This window comes from Rhizobium sp. 32-5/1 (genome assembly GCF_029537235.1).
In the GTDB taxonomy this organism is placed as follows: domain Bacteria; phylum Pseudomonadota; class Alphaproteobacteria; order Rhizobiales; family Rhizobiaceae; genus Pararhizobium.
On record NZ_CP120638.1, the window covers coordinates 1381729 to 1399070 of the forward strand.

The following is a 17342-nucleotide window of genomic DNA, read 5'->3' on the forward strand; positions in this document are numbered from 1 at the left end:
CACAATGCTGCATGGCAACATGTGCAGCGTGATTTTCCCTTATAAATTGTATTATTGACAGAATTCAGACGCGTTTGGAGTCCACTTACCATAGCCGGTTGCCACCAGATTTGTGATCACTCGGCACACATATCTCTTCTGGGCCGGATCATTGTTCGGTCCGGCATGGTAACGTGCCACGGCCATGGTCCAGGTTTCATGCCTGGCATGGAGATTTTGCAGAAACCGCGCCGCATATTCGACGTTTTTTCGCGGGTCCAGCATCTCTTCCGGCGAGGCAAAATTCTCGCCATGGAAGTGATAGTTGATCTGCATGCAACCCAAATCGATCAGCTTGGCACCATGGGATCGGGCGCTGGCAAACCGGTCGAGGACATCCGCTGCGCTATTGCCAAAATAGGCCTTGCCCTCGATGTTCATTGCAAACGGTTGCAACGACCCTTTCCGACCCGTTTCGGTTAGTCCTACCGAATAAAGAATGCCAGCGGGGACCTGGTACTTTGCAGCTGCAGCGATGATTTCATCTTCGCAAACGCCAGTGCTCGCCTGCGCCTCACATATAGGTGTGATCAGTCCGGCCAGACTCAGAAGCAGCAGAGACCTCATCCGTAGTGCCATGACCCGTCCACCTTTCGCCAGACCGCTGCTGACTGCTATCGTTGTTGCGGCTGCGGCCCTGGGCTGCACCGTCACCGGAGGCGTCCCTGCCCAGTTGTCCCGCCTGCGCCTGGGGCTGCTGCGAACCGGAATTGCCCGAGGAGGTATCCGAAGGCGCGTTGAATGTGATGTTGATCTGATCCACGGCAAAGCCCTGCGCGCGCAATGCCTTGACCATGGCATTCTGGTCGTCGCTCAGCTGTCGGAAGGCCTCACCGCTTTCCACCTTCAGATCGACATGCAGTTCGTCGTCCTTCAGCCGCAGGGTCGCCGTCACCATACCAAGGTCGATCGGGTGCATCTGGATCTTCAGCGTATTTACGACCTTACTGGCCGCGGAAGCTGCCTCAGGACTGGAAAGCCCTGAACTCGGCTGCATGGCCCTGGCCCATTCCGTGCTGCCTGTCACGGCGGCGGCAACGGCCTGAGAATTGGTATTGGCCGCAATGCCGAGATAGCGGCGAGAATCGAGAATGGTGACCGTCTCAGCCTTGGCATTGGATGCCGCGTCCGCTTTCGTTCCGCTCGCATCGATCCTTGCCGATGGCTTGTCACCATCCGTGTTGATGCTCATCGATACGGACTGGCCCTTGCCGTCTGCGCGTGCAAAGCGGAAGGTCCGATCAGCACCACCAGATGCAGTCGCGTTGGCCACGGCATTGGCATCAGCAGCGAGAGTCTCCTTACGCTGCGTATCGGCTCCACTGGCCTGCCTGTTGTCATTCCGTGCCCTCCCCGCCCTGTCTGCCAAAGCCTGGAATTCTGATATCAATTCCGTCGACGTCGTCCGCACTTCCGCAGAGGTGACTGGCAGCTCCTTGGGTGATCCCAGCAATGCCAGCAACTGGCTGACGCCACCGGTTTCGATGTTGTCCGATTCCGTTGCGGATTTATCATCGTCGTCAAGACTCGTCGGCTGCGACTTGGCCTCGACGCTGGCAGCCTTCGCTAGGTCGGCGGGCTTTGCGGGAGACAACCTGCCATCCTTTGCAAGCTCCAGAATTTTCTCCACTGAGGGCGGCGATTTGACGTCGGGTGTATCATTGGCACGCTCGGCGTGAGCCGGCGTTTTCTCGTCGGGAAGGATATCGGCCGAGACGACATCGATATCCAGCTTGACGTTGATGATGGGACGATCGCTCACGGGGAGGCTGCGCTCGGGCAAACTGGTTGGAGTCGCCATTTGAGGCCGTGCCGTTTTGGACGTCTCTTCTTTCAGTGCAAGGTTTTGAATAGGCAATGATGCAAAGACTTTTCCGGTTTTGGCCGCAACGCTCTGCCTGGAAACCTCTACGTCCTTGGTGGGCAATTGTCCGTCATCGGCAGATTCGATCCGGAGCGGCTTGCCGATGTCGATTTTGCCGGTGTCTTTGCGGCCCGGCTCTATGGCCGATCCAAGGCTGGCAAGATCATTCTTCAAGCTCATCGGTACAGCCGGCGGTTTCTTCTTTCCGGCATCTGTGATCGCGTTCTCGAAAGCGGCGTTATTCACGCCCGCACCAAGAGAGGCGAATGCTCCCGATTTGCCTCCGGCCTTCGTTGACCGCGCCGGGCTCGCGCCCATCAGGCTGTCATCCACCAAACTCATTTTACCTCTCCCTTCAGGAGCATATCGATCTCGTCGATCTTCGAACGGCCGGCCGTCAGGAAATTATCGTGTTCCGGATTACCTTGGTTTTCCGGAGCATTTGCTTCCTGCTCCTCCCCGCCACCTTCCGTTGGCTTGTCAGCCATTTGGGCAACAGGTTCGGCAAACGGGCTTTCGCCACTGCCGCTCCGCTCATTGCTCTCTTCAGGTATCACACTAGAAACAGTCGCTTGTGTCAGGCTTTCGCTCTCCGGCGGCCTTAGCACCTCCTGCGCCACGGCCTTCGCTGCCTGGAGCAGAGCGCGGTCACGGGGCGACAAATCCTGCTCTGGAATAACGGACATCTGCTTGATGGCATCGAGGATATCGGCCGAGGGCACATCGACCAAACCGGCATACAGGCTCGCAAGTGCCTTTGGCTTGCTCTCGGCGATGTCCGAAAGGGCGGCGGCGCGCGCTGCTGCCAGTCGTGCCAATGGCTGCAGGCCGGCAATCGCTGCTCTGCGCGCAATACGCAGATAGACCTCGCGCTGGCGCGCCCGATCCATGAATTCGAGTATCTCGGTTATCTTGCCTTCCGTCTGCTCATTGAAATTGGCGACGGCCAATTCAACGAAGATATCGGCGAACTGGCTGGCATAGGGCGACGTCATGAAACGGCGAGCATAGGACAGCGAATATGAAAAGCCCTTCTCCGGCATGCCCCCGCGCATCGAAAGCGAGATCGACCGCCGCAATGCAGCCTCCTCGATAATCGTGCCTGGCGCCATCAATCGTGCCCAATCGAAATAACCGATCGCGGCTTTGGGATCTTGCAGCGACGAAGCGTTGCCGAGGATGAGATAGAGGTAGGGGGCGATCCGCGAATTGCGGTATTCTGGGATAGCCTTGGCCAGATTGCTGACAATCAGCGCACCCTTGCCGTTCAGATATTGGCGCAAGGCATCAGTGATGCGGCTGTCAAAATTGCCTTCGATGTCGCGACTGGTCAGGAAATCGAGCGTTTCCGGGTTGCCGCCGCTCATGGCGTAGATCAGCGCTGCATCAATGTTGCGCGGATCCTCAAACTGGGCGATGCCTGCCGTGCGCAGGCGCTTGTCGATCGCCCCCAACATATAGCGCTGCATCTCGATGGCCGAATGATCACCAAGCACGACGGAATCCTGGATGAACTGCAGCGAACGCAGAATCTTGTATGGCGGAAGATCGTCGAGTTCTTCAGCATGCAGGATCGTTGCCATCGGCGCTCCGAGCGCGGATGCGCAGAGAAAAGAATGCGGAGCGTTTTGATCATGCGGCTCAGCCCTGATCGTTCTGCAGGAGGATTTCGATGCGGCGATTGGCGGCAGCGTAGGGATCTGCCGGAACCTGAAGCCGTTTGTCGGCGAACCCGCTGATCTGGCTGACACGATCCTCCTTCAGCCCTCCGCGCACCAACATGAAATAGGCGCTCTGGGCACGTTCAGCCGAAAGTCGCCAATTGTCGTAGGCGCCGTTCTTGAACGGACGTCCGTCGGTATGGCCACGAATGGCAACCGCTCCCCTTCGCGCTGCAAGCAGCTTTCCGATCTTCTCCATCGCAACGACGAGATCACGTTGCGGGATGGCGGAACCGACACCGAACATCGGCGTGTCAGCCTGCTCGCTGATCGTTACCAGCAGCCCGCCTTCCGTCGGCGTCACCAAAAGACCCTCAGCCAACTTTCCGGCTGCGCCGCCGATCTCTTTTTCAATTTGCGCCTTCAAGGCTTCCGCCTGCTTTTCGGCCTCTGTTTTCCCGGCCTCGTCCTTTGCCGCGGCCACTTCAGCAGCCTGTTTTTCCGCATCAGTTTTGCCGTCCATAGTCTCAGCAGACGCCACGTCCTTCGATGCGTCCATCTCGCTTGCCGCAACCTCCGGCTTTTCGGCGCCCGCTACCTCGACCTGTTTGGTCCAGAAGTCGGGGTCGAAAGGATCACGATAGGCCTCGCCGCCATCCGCGCCGGTGGCCGGGCCGGACAGGGAAGCCCCCTCGCCTTTCACGCTTATATTTGCCTGGCGTCCAACATCTTTCGCGATTTCCGACAGAACAGAGTAGGGATTTTCAAAGAAGTCTGCGTCGGAATATTTGGTTTCTTCGCCCGACGTCGCCGTCTGGTCGTCACCGGATTTGGCCGAACCGCCGGTCTTGGCGCGCTCGCCGTCGGTCTTCGATTTCTGCTGTGTCTGTTCGCCCTCAGCGTCCTTGGCTGGTTCCTTCAATCCCTTTTCCGAGGGTTTTTCGTCGGCGAGCTGAACAGGGTTGAAATAGGAGGCGACGGCGGCCTTCGTCTCTTCATTGGCGGCGTTGATCAGCCACATGACGAGAAAGAATGCCATCATCGCCGTCATGAAGTCGGCATATGCAATTTTCCAGGCGCCGCCATGATGCCCCTCATGATGGGCGGCATGGCGCTTGATGATAATGATTTCATTCTTGCCGTGGTGTTGGCTTTCGGCTTCGCTCATGCAAGCACCTTCCGCACCGTATCGGCCCATGCGGCCATTCGCGTCACCAGAATGGCGTCACCGAACTCGACCGACAGATCGATATCGGCTGTTTCATGGTGGCGGAAAACCAAGGCCTCGTCGTTGAGATGAATTTTGAGTGCCTCGAACAGGGACTGCGGCCCGCACACCGTGATCGTGCAAGCTTCGCCAGCCGTGAGCGTTAAAGCAATCATGCGGGCCATGTCTTCGATCGACTTGCGCTGCAGGGCCTCATCCATGACAGGCGCAAGCACGCGCGCCGTCTGGTCTCCCAGCATCAGTGCCAGTTGTTCAGACATGTCGGAAAACCTGTCGAAGATCATCGCGGCGATCTCGTTATCGCAACGAACGCGCATGGACTCGAGTTCGGCCGCGTGCTGCGCCTTCAATTCGGCGATCTCATTCTTGTGCTCGAACTGCAATTCGGCTTCCGCCTCTTCCCTTCCCTGCTCGAAGGCCTCGCGGCGTTCGGCCTCAACGTCTACGCTGGGCGGTCGCGGTATCGCAAACCCGCTTCGCTCAGGAAATTCCGTATCGATCTGGGGGAAGTATTTGGGCGGCATTAACGACACAGGCGCCTTGGGCGCACTGAAATCCTTCAGATACCGTGACAAAGAGGCGCTCATCGTGTGCTCCCTGCGCGGACAAGCAGGAATGCAGTGCGCGACGGTGTTGCCGCGCCCCTTGCGAAAGATATCTGGTTTCTGGCCCAAAATTCATGAGAGCGTTGCACGTTCAAAGTCCCCTTTGGGACCAGATGCCTCGAAATACCGCATCTAATCTCCCAACATTTTTGATCCGTATCGATGCCGCTGGCAGAACTAGCCGGCGACAGCGGATGCCATCGATACAAGCGACGACGCAATGATCATTTTGCACCGGCAGCAGGAATAGAGAGAGCTGCAAGGGGAGACTAACCGGTCAAACTTGTGCGAAAATGTAGGTGTTGGACCGCGCCAGGGTAATTAGCGCGGTCCAACCGTTTCCACCAAACCGATGACCGGCGGCGTGGCAGAAAGCCGTTTTCCCGTTTTTGCCTCCGTTTACCGCCGAGTGCGGCGCGTTCCTGATCGTCCGGCGAAACAGGCGGTAGGTTGGTGCGGGAGACATCGTGCAGGCCTAAGCGCCGGCACAGGACACATTGTCGGTAACTCCTTCTTGCATCGAGGTCCGGACACTCACCCGGATGCCTCGATGCCGTTCTCAGGCGATTACGGCTGGAACAGGCGGAGAATGTTTTCGGAGTTGGTGTTGGCGATCGAGAGCGCCTGGATACCAAGCTGCTGCTGCGTCTGCAGGGCCTTGAGGCGGGTTGATTCCTCGTTCATGTCGGCATCCACCAGACGGCCGACGCCCTTGTCGATGACGTCCATCAGGTTGGCGACGAAATTCTCCTGCATGTCGATGCGGCTCTGGATGGCGCCGAGCGTCGCCGCCGAGTCCGTCATCCTGCTGAGCATCGCGTCGGCAGCACTGATCATGCCGTCGAGGATATCATCGGATGTCGTTGAGTAGAGGACGATCTCGGTGCCGGCGGCAGCCGTCGTCGAGCCGACATTGATCAAGTAATAGGTTGCGTTCGCTGTGGTGGCCGCAGTGGCGCCGTTCGGCTGGGCGACTTGGATGCCCTTTGTCAGTTGCCCTCTCGCCGCAGCCTTGGTGTCGATGAGGATCGAAGCAGCGGTATCGTAGTCAAGCGTCGAGACCGAAACGCTGCCATTGGTGGCACGGTTGAACGAAGCCACGATCGATTTCGTTGCTGCTGCCGTGGTGCTGGAATTGTACAGCCAGTTCTCGCCGGAGAAGGACGCGGATTCAGCCGAGGAAATCAGCTGGTTCTTCAGTTCGGCGATTTCCTTGTTGATCTTCGTCTTGTCAACGCCCGGTTCGCGCGCGGCGACGAGCTTCGCCTTGATTTCGGAGATAACGTCGATAGCATTGCTCATGCCGGCATAGGAGGTATCCACCTTTGCCGCGCCGAGCCCCAGCGCGTCCTGAACGGTGGAAAGCGCGGCATTGTCGGACCGCATGGTGGTCGCGATTGACCAGTAGGCGGCGTTGTCGGCCGCGGTTTCCACGCGGTAACCGGAGGAGATGCGGCTTTGTACCTCTTCCATGTTGGAATTGATGGATCGCAGTGTCTGCAAGGCGGCCATTGCGGCGCCATTGGTCATAATGCTGGTCATTGGTCATTGCCCCAGTTTGAAATTGTTGGAACATGCCGGAGTTTAAGACCGGTAGCGACGGGACCAGCATCATGCGAACTACCCCTGTTTACCCTGAGAGGCAGCCCATCGCTCTTAACGAACACTTAACGAGGTTATAGTTAACAAAAGGTTAATAGCGTTAGCGGGTTGGTAATCAATGTGAACGGAAATAAACTTTCCTGACGAAAACCTTAACGGCGCTTGCTTTCGCAAGCCTGAAGTCAACGACGAAAAAGCCGCATCCTTTTTGGGATGCGGCTTGCAGATCATTCATTTGTTCAGCAGTCATGCCAGCAGGCGCGACATGTTCACTCCGATTAACGGAAGAGCGAGAGGATGTTTTCGGAGTTGGAGTTGGCGATCGAGAGCGACTGGATGCCGAGCTGCTGCTGTGTCTGCAGGGCCTTGAGGCGGGTCGATTCTTCGTTCATGTCGGCATCCACCAGGCGACCGACACCCTTGTCGATTACGTCCATCAGGTCGGCCATGAAGTCATCCTGCATCGAGATGCGCTTGTTGGTGGCGCCGAGCGTTGCAGCAGCGTCCGTCAGGCTTGACAGCATGGCGTCGACGGCACTGATCATGCCTTCGATGTTGTCGTCGCTCGTCGACGAGGTCAGGTTGATGATCGTAGCGCCGGTTGCAGCCGTACCACCCGAAGCAAGAACGAGGTAGTAGGTGGCGTTTGCGGTCGTGGCAGCAGTTGCGCCGTTCGGCTGAGCAACAGCAACAGCCTTGGTCAGCTGGCCGTTGGCGGCGACCTTGGTGTCGATGAGAACGGACGTCGAAGCATCAAACGACAGAATGCCGACCGAAACGGTGCCTGCGGCGGAACGGGTGAACGAGCCAACCATTTCCTTGGTGCCGATAGCCGTCGTCGAGTCGTTGTAGAGCCAGTTTTCGCCCGAGAAGGAAGCCGACTGAGCGGTCGAAACCAGCTGGTTCTTCAGCTCGGTGATTTCCTTGTTGATCTTCGTCTTGTCGACGCCCGGCTCGCGGGCAGCCACCAGCTTGGCCTTGATTTCCGAGATCACGTCGATGGCGTTGTCGAGACCGGTATAGGCTGTGTCCGTCTTGGCAGCGCCAAGGCCGAGTGCATCCTGAACCGTCGAGAGAGCCTTGTTGTCCGACTTCATGGTCGTGGCGATCGACCAGTAAGCGGCGTTATCAGCCGCGGTCTCGACGCGCAGGCCGGACGAGACGCGACCCTGGGTCGTTTCCATGCCCGAAGCGATCGAACGCAGGGTGGAGAGTGCTGCCATTGCAGCGGAGTTCGTGAGAATGCTTGTCATGATGTGACTGCCCCTTTTGACAGATGAAATGGAAGGGACATTCCGGTACTCACCGGGAAACAGCAGTCAGCATCATGCCTGCTAACACGTTAATCTTCTTGGTTAACCTGCCGTTTCGATGGTCATAGAAAACACCAACATGGTTAAAGAAATCTGAACGTGTTAAAATTTTTAAACGGGAAAATGAAAAAACCGCATCTCTTTCGAGATGCGGTTTTCCTGCATTGCCCGGCCCGGTGTGGGGGATAACCGGCCCGCAGCGTTTTCCGATTAACGGAAGAGCGAGAGGATGTTTTCCGAGTTGGAGTTGGCGATCGAGAGCGACTGGATGCCGAGCTGCTGCTGTGTCTGCAGGGCCTTGAGGCGGGTCGATTCTTCGTTCATGTCGGCATCGACGAGGCGACCGACACCCTTGTCGATTACGTCCATCAGGTCGGCCATGAAGTCGTCCTGCATCGAGATGCGCTTGTTGGTGGCGCCGAGCGTTGCAGCAGCGTCCGTCAGGCTTGTCAACATGGCGTCGACGGCACTGATCATGCCTTCGATGTTGTCGTCGCTCGTCGAGGACGTCAGCGAGATTGCCGTTGCGCCGGTTGCAGCCGTACCACCCGAAGCAAGAACGAGGTAGTAGGTGGCGTTTGCGGTCGTGGCAGCAGTTGCGCCGTTCGGCTGAGCAACAGCAACAGCCTTGGTCAGCTGGCCGTTGGCAGCGACCTTGGTGTCGATGAGAACGGACGTCGAAGCATCAAACGACAGAATGCCGACCGAAACGGTGCCTGCGGCGGAACGGGTGAACGAGCCAACCATTTCCTTGGTGCCGATAGCCGTCGTCGAGTCGTTGTAGAGCCAGTTTTCGCCCGAGAAGGAAGCCGACTGAGCGGTCGAAACCAGCTGGTTCTTCAGCTCGGTGATTTCCTTGTTGATCTTCGTCTTGTCGACGCCCGGTTCGCGCGCGGCGACGAGCTTGGCCTTGATTTCCGAGATCACGTCGATGGCGTTGTCGAGACCGGTATAGGCTGTGTCCGTCTTGGCAGCGCCAAGGCCGAGTGCATCCTGAACCGTCGAGAGAGCCTTGTTGTCCGACTTCATGGTCGTGGCGATCGACCAGTAAGCGGCGTTATCAGCCGCGGTCTCGACGCGCAGGCCGGACGAGACGCGACCCTGGGTCGTTTCCATGCCCGAAGCGATCGAACGCAGGGTGGAAAGTGCTGCCATTGCAGCGGAGTTCGTGAGAATGCTTGTCATGATGTGACTGCCCCTTTTGACAGATGAAATGGAAGGGACATTCCGGTACTCACCGGGAAACAGCAGCCAGCATCATGCCTGCTAACACGTTAATCTTCTTGGTTAACCTGCCGTTTCGATGGTCATAGAAAACACCAACATGGTTAAAGAAATCTGAAGCTCATATTCATTTCAGAAAGAAAAAACCGCACCTCTTTCGAGATGCGGTTTTCTGTAGGTCGCGAACCGGACTTGGGGGAAGGCCGGCGGCGCCGTTTCTGGTCCGATTAACGGAAGAGCGACAGGATGTTCTGCGAGTCCGAGTTGGCGATCGAGAGCGCCTGGATGCCGAGCTGCTGCTGTGTCTGCAGGGCCTTGAGGCGGGTCGATTCTTCGTTCATGTCGGCATCGACGAGGCGACCGACACCCTTGTCGATGACGTCCATCAGGTCAGCCATGAAGTCGTCCTGCATCGAGATGCGCTTGTTGGTGGCGCCGAGCGTTGCAGCCGAATCCGTCAGGCTTGTCAGCATGGCGTCGACGGCACTGATCATGCCTTCGATGTTGTCGTCGCTCGTCGAGGACGTCAGCGAGATTGCCGTTGCGCCGGTTGCAGCCGTACCACCCGAAGCAAGAACGAGGTAGTAGGTGGCGTTTGCGGTCGTGGCAGCCGTTGCGCCGTTCGCCTGGGCAACAGCAACACCCTTGGTCAGCTGGCCGTTGGCGGCGACCTTGGTGTCGATGAGAACGGACGTCGAAGCGTCGAAGGACAGAACGCCGACCGAAACGGTGCCTGCGGCGGAACGGGTGAACGAGCCAACCATTTCCTTGGTGCCGAGTGCCGTCGTCGAGTCGTTGTAGAGCCAGTTTTCACCGGAGAAGGAAGCCGACGTTGCCGTCGAAACCAGCTGGTTCTTCAGCTCGGTGATTTCCTTGTTGATCTTCGTCTTGTCGACGCCCGGCTCGCGGGCAGCAACCAGCTTGGCCTTGATTTCGGAAACAACGTCGATGGCGGCGTTCAGGCCGGTATAGGCTGTGTCCGTCTTGGCAGCGCCAAGGCCGAGTGCATCCTGAACCGTCGAGAGAGCCTTGTTGTCCGAACGCATGGTGGTTGCGATCGACCAGTAGGCGGCGTTGTCCGAAGCGCTGCCAACGCGCAGGCCGGACGAGATGCGGCCCTGGGTCGATTCCATGTCGGAGGAGATCGAACGCAGGGTGGAAAGGGCCGCCATGGCGGAGGAGTTTGTCAGAATGCTTGTCATTTACAGTGTCCCTCTAGGATACAAGATACAAGGATAGGGGACATACCGGACTAAAAAATAACCGGTGATAAAGGATCGGCATCATGCCTCTTGGCGCTGCTTTTTCAGGACGAGGTCGCCAAACCCGTTATGCCAGGACAATGTCGCAGCAACATCTTGCGATTTGCTTAAAAGCCGCCGGTTCATCCAGGTTTCCGAATACGCTCACACTGAATCGAGGCTTATCGCCAACAACGGAAATAATTCAATAAATTCAGATAATTATGCAAAAAATTGAGATGTTTTGACGTCTTAAAAATAGACGCAAAATTAACCATGAAACCGTTTCAGTTGAACGAGCGCACCAGACTGCCGACGAGCAGGTTCCAGCCGTCGATCAGGACGAAAAACAGGATCTTGAACGGCAGCGAGATCGATGTCGGCGGTAGCATCATCATGCCCATCGCCATGGTGATGGTGGCCACCACCAGATCGATCACCAGGAACGGCAGCATGATCAGGAAGCCGATCTCGAATCCGCGGCGGATTTCCGAAATCATGAAGGCGGGAACCAAAGCGCGAAGGTCTACCTTCTCGTCGACGACGACGGTCTGTCCCTTCTCCTCTGCAATATCGATAAAGAGCTGAAGATCTTTTTCCCGGGTGTTGGCTGCCATGAATTCGCGGAACGGTTCCGACACGCGCGCGATGGCTTCGGTTTCGGTGATCTCGTTCTTCAAGAGCGGGTCTATGCCGGATTGCCATGCCCGGTCGAAGGTCGGCGCCATGACGTAGAAGGTCATGAACAGAGCAAGGCTGACCATGATCATATTGGACGGCGTTGTGGCAAGGCCCATGCCGGTGCGCAGGATCGCGAAAGCGATGACAAAGCGCGGAAAGCTGGTGACCATGATCAGAATGCCCGGCGCGACCGAAAGCACCGTCAAAAGACCAAAGGTCCGGATGATCCACGAGGCGACGGAGCCGTCGATCGGCTGCGTCAGGATATCCGCAGGAAAACCCTGCGCACCCGCGATGCCGGACATCGCCATCATGGCGACTATGAATGCGACGGTACGGATCATGGGCGAATCATTGGATGACAAATGTCCTGAAGATCACATTGGTTACGCGCCCTTCGGAACGAAGGTCAACCCGTTCCTGGATGTCATCCTTCAAATACTGGAATCCGCGCGGTCCCTGGATCTGCTGAAGCGAAACCGTCTTCAGGTAACCCGCGATATCCTGATGGATCTGCTCCGACAGCGTGACGTCAGGCGCACCGTTGAACTGCAGGGCAACCTCAAGACGGATCCAGTTTTCCGAGGGGTAGGCGAGGTTCGTGGTAATCGGCTCGAGCTGGACGATGCCGTTGGCCTCCGTCGCGATATGCGGCAGCCCCTCATCCTTCTTCTTCTCGCCGCCCTGGTCCTCGCCTGCCGGTCCGACAGCGGCCGCCGCAGCGTTCTCGGGCGGGGGTGCAATCAGGCCGCCCAGCACCCAGCCGCCGCCGGCGGCAAGCAGGGTCAGCACACCGATCGCCGCTATCGTTATGATCGGCGATGGTTTTTTCGCACTGGGCTTGCCGTCGAGTTCTTCCATGATCAAAGTCCATACCTGTTTCAACCACGCCCAGCCGGGCGGCCGGGCGTCTCGTCAGATCGGCGAGATGATATCCATGACCTGTTGCCCGATGGGCGGCTGCTGGACTTCCGTCAGGCGGCCGCGGCCGCCGTAGGAGATGCGGGCCTCCGCGATCTTGTCGTAGGAAATCATGTTCTTCGCATCCACATCCTGCGGCCGGACGATACCGGCAACATTGAGGATGCGGATTTCATGGTTCACTCGGACTTCCTGCGAACCGCTGATCAGGAGATTGCCGTTTTCAAGCACGCCGGTCACAACCGCGGCAACGAGCAGGACGAGCTTTTCTGCGCGCTCTGTCGTGCCCTCGCCCTTCGTCGATGTGTTCGAACCATAATCGAGGCCGCCCTTCCATCCGAAGTCACTGACCTCGGATTGGCCATTGGCACCGATGCTGAAGCCGCTGTCATTGGTTCGGCTGCGATCCGTCTTGTTGTCGAAGGAGGCTTTGTCATCGATCCGGATGTCTACCGTCAGGATATCGCCGACATTGAGGGCGCGCGCATCCTTGAAAAGGGCGGCCTGTTGGTCGCTCCACAGCGAGTAGCCATGAGCTGTCGGCTGCGCCTGTTTCGGATAGCTCGCCATCTGCGGCGTCTGCGCATATTGCAGGCCGCTGCCAATCGGGCTCATCGACGGTGCACGGCCGATTTCATTGAAGGTCTGGCTCTGGCACCCCGAGAGCAGGCTTGCGACCATCAACACCGGAAGAGGATATTTCATGATGGTTCCTTCGATGTGTTCGGATCGCTGGCGCTTGAAATAATATTGGCCAGAACAGCGGCCTTGTCAGGCGCCATCTCGGCGAGGATAAGGCTCGACTGGCGCTTCGGCAGCTTCATGACGATGGCGGCTGCAATCTCCGGATTGACGAGTTCGAGTTGCCCGGCAGCGGCATCCGCCTTCATGGTCTTGTAGATATCAACAAGGCCAAGTTCCGCCTGTTTCAGGAAGTCGTCGCGCCGCTTCAGCCAGTCCTCGTATTCCGCCCGACGCTTTTCCAGCATGGTGATGCGCTCATTGACGCCGGCCTGGAGCTCGGCCAGTTCCTTCTTTTGCAGAACGTAGCGCTGGTCGCGCGCTGCATCGGCGATGTTCGTGCAGAATTGCTGGATCTCGTCCGAGGTGCCATTGCCGGCGACCGGCGCCGCGACGTCCTGGGCGAAAGCACCCGGGATCGCGAGCATCCCGCAGATCATACCGGCTGCAAGCAAGCGAGGCGCGGACAGTTTAATCGTGATGCTGGTCATTGCAGTACGAGCTCCGCCTGGAGGGCTCCGGCCGATTTGATGCCCTGGAGAATGGAAATGATGCCGTCGGGCTTGACGCCGATGCTGTTGAGGCCGGCGACCAGAGACCGCAGGTTCGGCCCGTTGAGGATCGCGACCGTGCCGCCATCCGCCTGCGCCTCGATCGTCGTGTTGGGCTCGACTGCGGTTTCGCCGCGCGAGAAGGGCTCGGGCTGGACCACAGTCGGTGTCTCCGTCACCTGCACGGTGAGCGTGCCGTAGCTGACGGCGACCTCGGAGATGCGTACGTCCTGGCCGATGACGATCGTGCCTGTCCGTTCGTTGACGACGACGCGGGCCGGAACATCCGTCTCGATGACCAGGTTTTCTATATCTGCCATCAGGCGGGCAAGGTCGGCCATTTTCGGCTTGTCGACGACGACGGACTGGGAATCCCGCGCTTCTGCAATGCGACCGCCGAACTGCTGCGTCGCATAGCGGTTGATCGCCTCGGCCATGCCGACCGCTGTCGAGAAGTCAGGGTTGCGCAATTGCAGCACCAGGTTGAAGCCGTCCTTGAATTTGGACGGCAGCTCCCGCTCAATGATCGCGCCGTTCGGCACACGACCGGACGTCGTGATTCCCTGCGTAATCGACGCGGCATCGCCCTGTGCATTGAACCCCGTCACGACGACGGATCCTTGAGCGACGGCATAAATCTGTCCGTCGGCACCCGACAGTGAGGTCATGACAAGTGTGCCGCCGCGCAGCGATGTCGAATCACCGAGAGAGCCAACCGTTACGTCGATGCGGCTACCGGGGCTGGCGAAGGGTGGCAGATTGGCGGTGACGAGAACGGCCGCAATGTTCTTCGAGCGCGAGTCGTTGCCCTGCGTCGAAATGCCGAGATTCTGCAGCATGGCGCGCAGCGACTGTTCGGTGAACGGCGAGGAGCGCAGGCTGTCGCCCGTTCCCTGCAGGCCGACGACGAGGCCGTAGCCGATCAGCTGGTTGTCACGACCGGACTGGACGGAGGCCACATCCTTGATGCGCGAGGCGGCGGCAACCGGGGTTGTCGCAAGGGACAGGGCGGTTGCCAGCGCCAGGAGCAAGCGGCCGAAAGGAAAGGTCATTTTGCCACCACATGGATTGTGCCGTCGGCCATCACGGTTCCGGAGACAATGATGCCGGAATCGGTATTGCGGACACGGATCAGATCGCCGATCGCCGCACTTTCGAGCGGTGCGCCGGCGGCGGTTATAGTCAGCGGGCCATTGTTGAAAACGATGCGCACGGCCTTGCCGCGTTCGACGGCGTAAGGGTCGCGAAGAGCCGACGTCAGAATGACCCGGCCGGCCAGAAGCGTACGGCTGGTAATCTTTCCAGCGACCTGGCTGACGGCGGAAGCATAATCGCCCGTCAGGTTCGGATTGGTCACTTCGACCGCCTGGACCTGATTGCTCTGGATCACTTCGCCGGGATAGATCGTTCGCGTCGGAATGACAGCCATGGGGGTCTGCGCCTGCGCCGGGCTTTGTACCGTCAAGCTTATGCACAGCAAGGCGGCAACGGCCGATGCCCGCAGAAGAAGACTTCCGCGGGTGCCTTTTGCTTTTGCTACCGATGCAGTCAGGCGAAACGTCATGTTTGCCATTCCTTCTACTATCTGAGGTTCTTGCTCACGGTGGAGGCCATCTCGTCGGCAGCCTGGATGATCTTCGAATTCATCTCATAGGCGCGCTGTGCCGAGATCAGGTCGGTGATTTCCTTGACCGGATCGACATTCGAAGCCTCGAGATATTTCTGCTTGATCTGCGCATAACCCGGATCCGCCGGTGTGCCGATCACGGGATCGCCGGAGGCAGGCGTCTGCTTGAACAGGTTGTCGCCCTGCGGCTCAAGGCCGGCCTCGTTGACGAAGTTGGCAAGCGTCAGCTGGCCGATTTCCTGCGGGATCGTATCGTTGCCGACACGCGCCATGATCTGGCCGGAAGTCGAGACCGTGATCTCGCTGGTGTTCGGCGGAACGGTGACGCCCGGAACGACCGTATAACCGTCGATGGTGACGAGCTGACCTTCGGCATTGGTGTTGAAGGCGCCCGCGCGGGTATAGGCCGTTTCGCCATCCGGCGTCTCGATCTGGAACCAGCCGCGCCCGATCAATGCAAGGTCGAGGTCGTTGCCGGTCGAGACAAGACTGCCCTGCAGATGCAGGTTGCGAACCGCCGAGGTCTGGACACCGAGGCCGATATTTGCGCCTTCCGGAACCACTGCCTGGTTGGCGCGATTGGGAACGCCTGCGGCTCGCTCGGTCTGGTAGAGCAGGTCGGAGAATTCAGCGCGCGCACGCTTGTAACCCGTGGTGTTGATGTTGGCGATGTTGTTCGCGATCACCTCAAGGTTCAGCTGCTGGGCGTTCATGCCGGTTGCGGCAATGGAAAGAGCTTTCATCAATCTGATCCTTTAAATCGGCATGCGTGCGATTTCGAGATAGGCGCTGACCACCTTGTCGCGAACGGCGATGGCGGTTTGCAGCGACTGCTCGGCGTTCATGACGGCGTCGATGACTTCGCGTGTGTTGGCTTCACCGCGGATGCCCTGCAGCGAGGAAACTTCCGCTTTTTTCAGGCTGCCGACCATGTCGGTTGCCATGCTGCCCATGACGTCTGCGAAGCTCTGTGTCTTGCCGGCCGCCGATGTGCCACCAAGCATGGCCTGCGCGGTGGAAGCTGCCGACGAGGTCGACGTCGTGCCGTCGAGACCCTGAATGCTGGAAAGACCGCCGATGTTCTGGATTGCGTTGATCATTACTGCGAAGCCCTCAGGAGGTCGATGGTTGCCGAAATCAGGTCGCGTGCCTGCTTGATGGTCTGGAGATTGGCCTCGTAGGAGCGGTTAGCTTCCCGCATGTCGGCCATTTCGATCAAAACGTTGACATTAGGCAGCTTGACCATGCCCTTGTCGTCCGCTGCCGGATTGCCGGGGTCAAACTCGGTGATGAATTCGCTGTCATCCGTTCCCAGACGCTTGACCTCGACCATCGAGGCGCCGCTGGCGCGATCCACCTCGGCGGCAAAGCTAACCGTCTTACGACGATAAGGGTCCGTTCCGGGGGCATCGCCCGTCGAGCGCGAATTGGCGATGTTTTCGGAAACGATGCGCAGACGAGTCGATTCCGCTTCGAGGCCAGTGGCCGAAACTTTAAGAGCTGAGATCAGAGGATCCATCGGTTCTACTTCCTAACCGCCATGAGCATCATCCGGTGAAAGGCTTTCACCAGGCCGGTATTGAGCTCGTAATCACGCTTGATTGAACCGGTCTTCATCATTTCCTGCTCGAGCGACACGCTGTTGCCCGAAATCTGGACTTCTCCGCCTTCAAGCATGGCGACTTCCGTGACTTGAGCCGCCTCGACCCCCTGCGTGAAATGTCCGGGCTGCGTTGCGGCCATCTGGACACCCGTTGACTGGAGGACACTTTCGAAGGGTTTGATATCTTTTGCCGCATAATGCGGTGTGCTGGCATTGGCGATATTGCCGGCGACAACGTTCTGGCGGACCGATAGCCACTGGGCCTGACGGGACGCGAGATCGAAAAGCTGAATAGGTTGCATCATGCGACTCCATGCTTGTTGATGCCGAACCTAGGGCCGTAATCTTGCGTGGGACTTGTCTTGGATGCAGATGCGAAAAATCATACCCTGGCACGCAGGGGAAACCCGCCGCGCTGGGCAACGGTTACCGGGCCGCAAG

The 17342-nt window shown here is 58.5% G+C and carries 20 protein-coding genes; 1 reads left to right on the plus strand and 19 read right to left on the minus strand.

The window, feature by feature from the left end:
- Positions 1-51 precede the first annotated feature (51 nt).
- Together P6U16_RS07145 and P6U16_RS07150 are read right to left on the minus strand one after the other, a co-directional pair.
- A complete protein-coding gene (locus P6U16_RS07145; RefSeq protein WP_277703175.1) occupies positions 52-606 on the minus strand; it encodes a lytic transglycosylase domain-containing protein in 555 nt (184 codons plus the stop codon).
- Positions 554-1801, minus strand: coding sequence for a flagellar hook-length control protein FliK (locus tag P6U16_RS07150; protein ID WP_277703176.1), 1248 nt, complete (start codon positions 1799-1801; stop codon positions 554-556). The genes P6U16_RS07145 and P6U16_RS07150 overlap by 53 nt, the downstream gene beginning before the upstream one ends.
- Before the next feature lie 165 nt (positions 1802-1966).
- On the opposite strand from P6U16_RS07150, the gene P6U16_RS07155 reads away from it, so the two are divergent.
- Complete coding sequence (locus tag P6U16_RS07155; protein WP_277703177.1) at positions 1967-2200, plus strand: hypothetical protein; 234 nt, start codon at positions 1967-1969, stop codon at positions 2198-2200.
- Positions 2201-2241: 41 nt separating this feature from the next.
- On the opposite strand, the gene motC is transcribed toward P6U16_RS07155, so the two are convergent.
- The 17 genes from motC to flgB form a co-directional block, all read right to left on the minus strand.
- Entirely contained in the window at positions 2242-3486 is a 1245-nt protein-coding gene (gene motC, locus P6U16_RS07160) for a chemotaxis protein MotC (RefSeq protein ID WP_277703178.1), read from the minus strand.
- A gap of 58 nt (positions 3487-3544) precedes the next feature.
- Positions 3545-4732, minus strand: coding sequence for a flagellar motor protein MotB (locus P6U16_RS07165; protein WP_277703179.1), 1188 nt, complete (start codon positions 4730-4732; stop codon positions 3545-3547).
- Positions 4729-5379 carry a hypothetical protein gene (locus P6U16_RS07170; protein ID WP_277703180.1) on the minus strand — a complete coding sequence of 217 codons (651 nt, stop codon included), beginning with the start codon at positions 5377-5379 and terminating at the stop codon, positions 4729-4731. The genes P6U16_RS07165 and P6U16_RS07170 overlap by 4 nt, the downstream gene beginning before the upstream one ends.
- A gap of 585 nt (positions 5380-5964) precedes the next feature.
- Entirely contained in the window at positions 5965-6939 is a 975-nt protein-coding gene (locus tag P6U16_RS07175; protein ID WP_277703181.1) for a flagellin, read from the minus strand.
- Positions 6940-7277: 338 nt separating this feature from the next.
- Positions 7278-8252: a flagellin gene (locus P6U16_RS07180; RefSeq protein WP_277703182.1), complete on the minus strand. Its 975-nt coding sequence runs from the start codon at positions 8250-8252 to the stop codon at positions 7278-7280.
- A 270-nt stretch (positions 8253-8522) separates the two neighbouring features.
- Complete coding sequence (locus P6U16_RS07185; RefSeq protein WP_277703183.1) at positions 8523-9497, minus strand: flagellin; 975 nt, start codon at positions 9495-9497, stop codon at positions 8523-8525.
- A gap of 266 nt (positions 9498-9763) precedes the next feature.
- The gene (locus P6U16_RS07190; RefSeq protein ID WP_277701950.1) at positions 9764-10738 is read right to left on the minus strand and encodes a flagellin; all 975 of its coding nucleotides are present in this window, start codon (positions 10736-10738) and stop codon (positions 9764-9766) included.
- Positions 10739-11064: 326 nt separating this feature from the next.
- Positions 11065-11802, minus strand: coding sequence for a flagellar type III secretion system pore protein FliP (gene fliP, locus P6U16_RS07195; protein WP_277703184.1), 738 nt, complete (start codon positions 11800-11802; stop codon positions 11065-11067).
- A 7-nt stretch (positions 11803-11809) separates the two neighbouring features.
- The gene (locus P6U16_RS07200; protein ID WP_277703185.1) at positions 11810-12319 is read right to left on the minus strand and encodes a flagellar basal body-associated FliL family protein; all 510 of its coding nucleotides are present in this window, start codon (positions 12317-12319) and stop codon (positions 11810-11812) included.
- A gap of 54 nt (positions 12320-12373) precedes the next feature.
- Positions 12374-13084, minus strand: a complete 711-nt coding sequence (gene flgH, locus P6U16_RS07205) for a flagellar basal body L-ring protein FlgH (protein ID WP_277703186.1) — start codon at positions 13082-13084, stop codon at positions 12374-12376.
- The gene (locus P6U16_RS07210; RefSeq protein WP_277703780.1) at positions 13081-13560 is read right to left on the minus strand and encodes a MotE family protein; all 480 of its coding nucleotides are present in this window, start codon (positions 13558-13560) and stop codon (positions 13081-13083) included. Before P6U16_RS07210 ends, flgH begins: the two co-directional genes overlap by 4 nt.
- Before the next feature lie 47 nt (positions 13561-13607).
- The gene (locus P6U16_RS07215) at positions 13608-14723 is read right to left on the minus strand and encodes a flagellar basal body P-ring protein FlgI (protein ID WP_277703187.1); all 1116 of its coding nucleotides are present in this window, start codon (positions 14721-14723) and stop codon (positions 13608-13610) included.
- Positions 14720-15244, minus strand: coding sequence for a flagellar basal body P-ring formation chaperone FlgA (flgA, locus tag P6U16_RS07220; RefSeq protein WP_277703188.1), 525 nt, complete (start codon positions 15242-15244; stop codon positions 14720-14722). The genes P6U16_RS07215 and flgA overlap by 4 nt, the downstream gene beginning before the upstream one ends.
- A gap of 8 nt (positions 15245-15252) precedes the next feature.
- Positions 15253-16041 (minus strand): flagellar basal-body rod protein FlgG, encoded by a 789-nt coding sequence (gene flgG / locus P6U16_RS07225; RefSeq protein ID WP_277703189.1) that lies wholly within the window; start codon positions 16039-16041, stop codon positions 15253-15255.
- A gap of 12 nt (positions 16042-16053) precedes the next feature.
- Positions 16054-16398 carry a flagellar hook-basal body complex protein FliE gene (locus tag P6U16_RS07230; RefSeq protein WP_277703190.1) on the minus strand — a complete coding sequence of 115 codons (345 nt, stop codon included), beginning with the start codon at positions 16396-16398 and terminating at the stop codon, positions 16054-16056.
- Positions 16398-16817, minus strand: coding sequence for a flagellar basal body rod protein FlgC (gene flgC, locus P6U16_RS07235; RefSeq protein ID WP_277703191.1), 420 nt, complete (start codon positions 16815-16817; stop codon positions 16398-16400). The genes P6U16_RS07230 and flgC overlap by 1 nt, the downstream gene beginning before the upstream one ends.
- 5 nt (positions 16818-16822) lie before the next feature.
- Positions 16823-17203, minus strand: a complete 381-nt coding sequence (gene flgB, locus P6U16_RS07240; protein ID WP_277703781.1) for a flagellar basal body rod protein FlgB — start codon at positions 17201-17203, stop codon at positions 16823-16825.
- Between the last annotated feature and the right edge of the window lie 139 nt (positions 17204-17342).